The organism is Paenibacillus sp. y28 (genome assembly GCF_037137075.1).
Lineage (GTDB): Bacteria > Bacillota > Bacilli > Paenibacillales > NBRC-103111 > JBBBNV01.
Map to the genome: position 1 here is coordinate 20,614 of NZ_JBBBNV010000038.1, position 7,858 is coordinate 28,471.

Genomic DNA, 7,858 nt, shown 5'->3' on the forward strand with positions numbered 1-7,858 from the left:
GATGATGTAATCAAGGATTTCCCGTCCATTCCAAAAGGCAAGCTCGCACATAAATAAAGAAGCATCCTGCTCCAGCTGCTGCAGGATGCTTCTTTATTGGTGCCGTGGCATCGGGAGGCTACACCGGAATCTGCTGCAGTGCCGGTATTTCCAGCTCGGCTGCACGCCGTACATGATCATGGCATGTAAACAGCAGCAGCTGGTGATTCCCGGCCAGCGTATTCATTACGCGCAGCGCGGCATGCAGCCGATCCGCATCGAAGTTGACAAGAATATCATCCAGCATCAGCGGCAAAGCAAGCCCGCGCCCTGCCATTTCCTCCACAAGCGCAAAGCGCATCGCCAAATAAAGCTGCTCGGCTGTACCACGGCTGAGAACACCTGAATCCAGACGGACACCTGCGGTATCCAGCACCTCCAGCCGCTTCTCCCCCAAAGGCGCAAATACCTGTATATACTTCCCATTCGTCATTTCCGCAAAAAACACCGAAGCCCGGCGCAGCACAGCCGGTTGGCGCTCCTGCTCATAGAACTCGCGTGTTTTTTTGAAAAGCTGCCGGGTAAAGGCCAACGTCGCCCACCTGCGGACATGCTGTTCCAGCTGCGTTCTCGTCTCCTCCGCAAGCTGCAGCGTCTCTGCATAAGCCTCGCCCTGCTCCAGCGCTTCACGTTCCGCCAGGAGACGCCCTTTGCGCTCCTGCAGCACAGCCAAGTGCCGCTCCTGCCCGGCAATCCGTTCCTGCTCCTCGCGCAGCGCCTCCTCCAGCACCAGCGGGTCCGCTTTTGCGCTCTCCTCCAAGAGCCGGTCCTGCTGCTCCGTGCTTACCATCGAAGCGACCAGGAGCATAAGCTGAGAGCGTTCTTTGGAGAGCTCCTCCCACCGCTGCTGCTCCCGCACATGGCGGCGGAGCTGCTCCGAGGTGCTCGCACCGGTCTCTGCATAAAGCCCGGCGGTTGAAGCCTCCGTCTGATCCAGCTCCAGCTTCAATCGGGAAAGCTCCGCCTCCAGTGCTTCAAGCTGTTCCTGCAGCGCTTCACGCTCCAGTCGGACTTGTTTCTGCTGCTTCAGCCGCTCATACCGCGTCTCCAGCGCCAAGGCAAGCTCTCCTGCCGGCAGGACTCCTCCGAAAAGCTGTGCGGCCTGCTCCTCAAACTCCGTTTGCTGCCTGCGTATTTCGTCCGTACGCTGAATGACGGCAATCTGCTGTTTGCGAAGGCTATACGCCTGCTCTAACAGCTGCAGCACCTCTAGCGCCCCATCCGGTGAAACGATGGGCAGCTGCTGCTGCTTCAGCCAACCCTCCCAAGCCCCGCGCTGATGCGCCTGCTCCTCTGCCAGCGCCGCCAGCGCTGCTGCCGTTTGGTTGTACGTTTGCAGCAGCGCCGCCTGCTCGTGCTGCACTGCTGCAGCTGCGGCGGCGGCAGCCTGACGTCTGGCTCCTTCCGCAGTAGCCTCGTCAAGAGCAAGCAGAAGCTGTCTGGCTGTCTCCTCCCCTGCGGTATGCCATCGGCTCTCAGCTGACACTCTCATTAAGCCCGCCGCCGCAAGACGCGTGTGAGCGGTCTGAAGGCGGCTTTCCAGCTGGGCGCGCCCTTCCAGCCGCTGCCGCAGCTGCTCCGCAAGCAGTGCAAAACGATGAGCCGCTTCGGCTTCCGCTTCATCCTGCACGCTTCGCCCTATGTCAGTGCCGTCAGGCTCCCCGGCCGGCCGTTTTCGCAGCTGCATGCCTGCAAACCACAATAAGGCTGCCAATAAAACCGCTGCAGCTGCAGGCTCACCGGCAACCCACAGTCCAACGACGCCCCCTAATCCGCACAAAGCTGCAAGCACAAGCAGCATGGCGTGGTTGCGGCCAAACGGCCTGCCCGAGGATGCTGATCGGGAAGCAGAACGGCTTCGGCTGCTCCGGTTTCGGCTGTGACCGGATTGCTCTTCTTTCGGCTGCATGACAGCAGCTTGTCCTTCAGCCGCGGCCTGCGGCTTCCTGTACTCCTTCATCCGTTCCTCCAGATGATAGATGTCCACGAATAAGCGCTGCCATTCGCGCAATGCTTCCCGCCATTCGCCCAATTCCCGCTCTGAGGGCAGCTTGGCGGGCTGCTGTGCTTCTCCCGGGCATATGTATCTCTGCTCGCCTAGCTTGTCCACTACGCGGTCAGCTTGAGGGGAACCGAACGCTTGGTCCGCTTCAACTACGCCGCCCGAAGCCTCACGCTCCGTCTCACGCCCGCCCCCCGCCTGCTTCAAGCGATGACCTGCTTGCTGCAGCTGGCGCTGAAGCTGCTCCGCTTCTCCATGCAACCGTTCCCGTTCCCGCTGCAGCCGGTGTGACGCCTCCCGTGCCTCCCTGACCTGCTCCCGCATGGCGACCGTGATGCGGCATGCGTCGAGCCAGTCTTCGTCGGAGCCCGGATCAATCGAGCTCATGCGGACTCCCATCTGCACGAGGAGCTCTCGCCACGCCTCGCCGAGCCGCTCCGCCTGTTCCTGCAGCCGTGCGGTCTCCCTGCGGCTGTCCGCATCCTGAGCCGCCCGGTAGCGAAGCGCCGTCAGCGCCTCCTCTTGGGCGAGCAGCTCCGCATCCGGCCGCAGCTGGGCGAGCTGCTGCGTAAGTGCTTCGCGCCGGTCGGCCGCTTCCGCCACCCGGCGCCGGCCCTGCGTCTGCTCCTCGTGCAGACGCTCTGCGCGAAGCGCAGCCGCCGCCGCCTCGAAGCCGCGGTCGGCGAGCTCTGCCAGCTCCGCCTCCACCTGAGCGAGGCGAAGCGCTTGTCCGCGCGCCTGCATGCAGAGGCGGCGCCACTGGAGGCGGCGGCGGGCTTCGCCAAGCGCCGCCTCGCTGTCCGCCAGCTCCTGCTGCAGGGCGGACAGCTCCGCCAGGCGGTCGTTGTAGCGCGCGACCGCCTCCTTGCCCTGGCGCAGCCTGGCCTCCTGCTCGTCCAGGCTGCGCCACGCCTGATTCAGGGGCTGATTTCTGCCCCTGGGACGATACAGCTGGTCCATCTCCTGGACCAGCTTGCGTTCTGCGGCGGCAATCGCTCCGCCGCGAGCCCCGAAGCCGGCGCCGTACAGGTAGCCGGACAGCTCGTCGGACTGCAGGACACCCAGCTCCTGCAGCTCTGTAAGGCTTACCGCAAACAAGCTGCGGTACAGCCCTTCCGTCAGGCCGCCTAGCTGCGCCTGCAGGTCCGCTTCCCTTCCGGCTGCCGCCTGTTCGGATGCGCCCCGCACCTGTTCCATACCCGCAGACGACGAGAGCAGCGTGATCTGGGCCCCCCGCCCGCCGGAGGACCGCCCGCCGCTTCGTCCGGTCCGTTCATGACGGGCAATCCGCCAGCGCTGTCCCTGCCTATCAGCCATAACGAGCGATCCGCTTCGAGGCGCAGCAGCAGGCGATCCGGGCGGGAGCGGACCAAAGCCGAACCACATGGCCCGCACAAAAGCCATCAGCGTGCTCTTGCCAGCTTCATTCGGCCCGTAAAATAAAGTAACCGGCCCCTTCAGCTCAAACGAACGCAACGCGTGCGGACCGAACGCTTCGATGTCAATCTGCTCGATTCTCACGGGCTCCACCCCATTTCAGCGCCAAGCGCCTGAAGCGCCAGCTCCCGAGCCTCGGCCAGCCACCGCTCGCGCTCCTCCGCGGCCAGGCCGGACAGCTGCCGCTCCGCTTTGGCTTGACTCCATAGAGGGCCCAGCGCTTCGGTGCAAAACGCTTCAAATTCAGCCGGGTCCTCCATCAGCCGCCGGACCATGCGCAGCAGCTCGCCTGCAAACGCATCCTGCTCCGGCATATGCCCCGGCTCCGCCTGCAGACCTGCGTCGATCCGCAAGGAATCCAGCCAGACAAAGGTGCCTTCAGGGTCCAGCTTGAGCTTGCGAATCTGCTCCTCCCGCAGCTCAGCGGCCAGCTCCGTCTGCAGACTGCCCCGCTGCAAAGCTGGAGACAGCGGTCCCCGGCCCTGCAGCGTGATACGGATGACGGCAGCCCGCCCCTCGGCCTCCAGTAGCGCGTCCTCCTGCGCCGCTGCTACCGCATCCCACAGCTCCTGCTCAGTTTGCAGTTCGGCAACCGGAAGCTCCCGCTGAAGCCAGCGGACCGCGTCTAGCGCATGGAAGTCAAGCTCCACCTTTCCCTCTGCTGTAACCGTCACCAGATAAGCGCCCTTCGCTCCCGTTTCTTTGACACTGCGTCCCTGAAGATTGCCGGGATAAACGGCATACGGGCGCTCGCACAAGACACGGCGGGAATGGATATGGCCAAGCGCCCAATAATCGATGCCTGCGCCCCGCAAATCGGACAACCGGCAGGGCGCGTAATTGTCATGCGTGTGATCCCCGTCGACATTGGTATGGAGCAGCCCGATACGGAACAATTCTCCGGGCTGCTGGGGAAACTTCAGCGCCAGATTGTCCCTGACCGCCGCTGTAGCATACGAAATGCCGCAAATCTCGGCAATCGCCCCGCGCCCGGGCTTCACGACCAACACCTGCCCAAGCTGCGCGGAAGGAAAAAAATGGACCGTCTCCGGCCATTGAAGCTCGGCGCGGCGGCCGTCCTCCGGATCATGATTGCCATGTACCACGAACACCTCTATGCCGGCCCGGGCCAGCTGCTGGAGCGCCTGCTGGAACCGGAGCTGCGCCCGCAGGGAGCGATCGGACAAATCATACACATCCCCGGCAATCACAATAAAATCCACCTGCTCTTTTACAGCCAAATCCACCAATTGCACCAAGGCGCGGAAGGTCGATTCCCGGACCCGGTCGCGCACCGCCTGAGGCAGTCCGCTGAGTCCCCGGAAAGGGCTGTCCAGATGCAAATCAGCGGCATGGATAAACCGAAACGGCTTCATATAATGGAATTCACCTCTGCTGTTGCCAGGCTGCGGCCATTCCGAAGGGGAATACCCAGCAGCCGGATTGGTCACAACCTTGGTTAGTCTCTGCATACATGCGGCTGCAGGCTGTTCTTTTAACGGTACGCATCATAAATTTTCGTCAGCTGCGAAATCACCCGGCTAATCGAGTAGGAGCGTTTGGCTTTTTCCCGGGCGGCCCGGGCCAGCTCATAACGGAAGGACGGGTCAATAATCATGGTTTCCAGCGCATCCGCGAGGCCCGTTACATCATCAACCTCGACCAGCAGGCCGTTTTTGCCGCTATGAATTTGCTCAGGAATCCCGCCCACATTCGTGCCCACCAGCGCCAGCCAGCATAGCGCCGCTTCAGCGAACACGGAGCCGAAGGCCTCCGCCCGGGAAGGCAGTACGAAAATATCCGAAAACGGCATAAATTCCTCAGGATGCAGCATATAGCCGTAAAAAATCGTTTCCTCGTATATGTTGACTTCCACGGCAATTCGTTCCAAATCCTCCCGAATCGGGCCGTCGCCAATAATATGCAGCACGAAATTGTGGCCTCGCTCCTTGAGCAGCGAGCAAGCCTTCAATAAAACATCGAGCCCCTTGGCCGGTACCAGGCGGCATACCGTAATGAGCTGCGGCACCTCGTTCTCATGGGCAATCGGGCGGAAGCGGCGATCGTCGTAGCCGTTTGGAATGACGACAATCCGCTCGGGATGCTTGATATAACGCCCGATATAGGCTTTGAAGGATTCCGAAACCGTCATCAGCCGCTCTGTCTTGAGCTCCAGCTCGCCGTACAGTGCAGTCAGGAACTGATGCTCAGGCCCGCCCTCCTGAATTTTCCCGTTCAGAATCAGCTCTCGTTCGAAGCTGGAGTGGACCGTCATCACGATCGGAGTTTGCGGAAACAGCTGCTTCATCACCAAGGCCGCGATCGGATGATGGGCATGAATCAGATCATAGGATTTGCTGATGCGCATTTTGGCCCACCAAACGTAATCCTTCATCGTTTGAATATATTTATCGACAACCGCGTGGCCGCTGTACTTGCTCCAATCGAAGGTCATGAAGGACATTTCCTCGCTGCCTTTGCCCCGCACCCGCTTCGGCAAGGAGAACAGCTCCATCTCCCAGCCTTTTTTGTTAAAACGCTCCTGAATATACGGTACCATCGACGAAACCCCGCCCGGCTGCTCCGGCGGGAAAAATAAAGCTTGTAATATATTCAAAGGGATCACTCCTATCAACTTGTCATTTTTGCTATAATAGTTCGTGTCATTTCATGTCAAACGGAGGAATGCCCGTGCAGCAGCTGCTTACGCTTTTTACCGGTTCAACCGGCCATATTTTTTCGTATTCCAGCATTATCCTGATTTTGGCGATGATGATTGTTATGTCCGTCCGCCTCTACTTAAGCCGGCGCCGCATCGCATATTTATCGCTGACCGTTTCAATCGCTACAATTATCATACAATATTTATTGCTCATTGGACTAGAACTATGGTCACAAGGGTATAATGAATGGCTTGATTTCTGCGCTCGCCTGCTGCAGGTCATTTCGTTTATTTTGATTAACACCGGAATCTATCAGCTATACAATTCAACAAAGAGAAAGCAATCCCTTTATTTCTGGATTTCCATGGGGCTGGCCGTCCTAATCGGGGCCTTGCATTTCCTTGTTCCGCTGTGGCTTGACGGCAGTGAAATGCAAATGAGGCTGCTGCAAAACATTTGGCTGGATTTATATCTATTTATACTCATTCTTACGAGCTATTATTTCATTTCTCCCTGGATTAGCCAGCTGTTGAAATATCAGACGAGCCTGATTTTGTATTTCGCCGTACATACCGCAAGCGTAGTCAATACTTATCTTTTGGCGGACCATTCCACCGCTTTGACCGCCATTCAAGACTTTTTGCCGATTTTCTATTACTTTATGCTGTTTTTAATTTTATTCGAAAGAACTGTCGAGCTGCTGCAGGCCATTTACCAGTCCTCCATTACGGATGGCTTAACAGGCCTATACAATCGCCGTTTCTTTTACCGCCGGGTCTCGCAGTACGTCGCCCGTGGAATTCCGGTCTATATTATTTTCAGCGATATCGATAATTTCAAGAAGCTGAATGACACCCGGGGCCATCAGATGGGAGATGATATGCTCAAAAAGGTGGCGCAGATTATGTCCGAGGAAAGCGAGGACATCGGGGTTTCCGGCCGGTACGGCGGGGAAGAGATGGTCATGCTGGTTACGGACGCATCACAAAAAATCGACGCCATTGCCGAGCGCTTCCGTCGCCGTGTAGAGGAAGAAACGATTGTCACCGTCAGTGTCGGCGTCAGCCTCTGGAAAAACGGGGTCAGTGCCGAGGAGCTAATCAAGCAAGCGGATGAAGCGATGTACCGGGCCAAAACCACCGGCAAAAATAAAGTCGTCAAATTCGCTTAGCCGCTTATGTGAGGCCCTCATCCGGATAATCATCACAAGCATGAAGAACAGCGTGAAGTCTATCCTCCTGGTAAAAGCTTTCCGGAAGGGCAGCGCCGCCCCCGGAAAGCTTTTTTTGTGCCGTTTGCTTTCTGTTCCTGTCTAGCCGGATGGAATACGCGCCGCCCCGGCCGGCGGCTCTTGCCCTTGGCGGGCCTTCTCCAGCGCCTCGCGCTTTCCTGCCTCCAGCTCCACAAACACCCGTTCAACCCGGGTCAAAAAAGCATGTCCGGCCGCACTGAGCCGGATATTCCGGCCTTTCCGTTCGAACAACGGGACCCCCACGCTTTCCTCCAGCCGGGCAATGGTTTGACTTAAGGACGGCTGAGCGATATGCAGCTCTTTGGCAGCTTGGGTAATGTGCTCCAGCCTGGCGACGATAACAAAATAATGAAGCTGCAGTAAATCCATCAAGGTCTCCTCCTTATATCTCACATTCCGCACCCTTGGGGCTCTGAAAATGGCGAATTATGGTGTATGCTAGATTCAGAGAATGAAGCGGGGGGC

Annotated in this window: 4 protein-coding genes and 1 pseudogene; 1 reads left to right on the forward strand and 4 read right to left on the reverse strand. The window is 58.7% G+C overall.

Annotation, left to right across the window (positions count from 1 at the left end):
* Positions 1 to 118: 118 nt before the first annotated feature.
* The 3 genes from WBG83_RS20545 to WBG83_RS20555 are packed head-to-tail and all read right to left on the reverse strand — an operon-like array spanning position 119 to position 6,095.
* Entirely contained in the window at positions 119 to 3,562 is a 3,444-nt protein-coding gene (locus WBG83_RS20545; protein ID WP_336747236.1) for an AAA family ATPase, read from the reverse strand.
* Positions 3,559 to 4,950, reverse strand: coding sequence for a metallophosphoesterase family protein (locus WBG83_RS20550; protein WP_336747237.1), 1,392 nt, complete (start codon positions 4,948 to 4,950; stop codon positions 3,559 to 3,561). Before WBG83_RS20550 ends, WBG83_RS20545 begins: the two co-directional genes overlap by 4 nt.
* Before the next feature lie 23 nt (positions 4,951 to 4,973).
* Positions 4,974 to 6,095, reverse strand: a complete 1,122-nt coding sequence (locus WBG83_RS20555; protein WP_336747238.1) for a glycosyltransferase family 4 protein — start codon at positions 6,093 to 6,095, stop codon at positions 4,974 to 4,976.
* Between the two features lie 74 nt (positions 6,096 to 6,169).
* On the opposite strand from WBG83_RS20555, the gene WBG83_RS20560 reads away from it, so the two are divergent.
* Positions 6,170 to 7,312, forward strand: coding sequence for a GGDEF domain-containing protein (locus WBG83_RS20560; RefSeq protein ID WP_336747240.1), 1,143 nt, complete (start codon positions 6,170 to 6,172; stop codon positions 7,310 to 7,312).
* Positions 7,313 to 7,462: 150 nt separating this feature from the next.
* Here the strand turns inward: WBG83_RS20560 and WBG83_RS20565 are convergent.
* Positions 7,463 to 7,762 (reverse strand): annotated as a pseudogene (locus WBG83_RS20565) (LysR family transcriptional regulator); the annotation flags it as partial.
* Between the last annotated feature and the right edge of the window lie 96 nt (positions 7,763 to 7,858).

Excerpts from the sequence above, each read along its gene's own strand:
- WBG83_RS20550 (WP_336747237.1), bottom strand. The coding sequence starts at position 4,950 with ATGCAGAGACTAACCAAGGTTGTGACCAATCCGGCTGCTGGGTATTCC.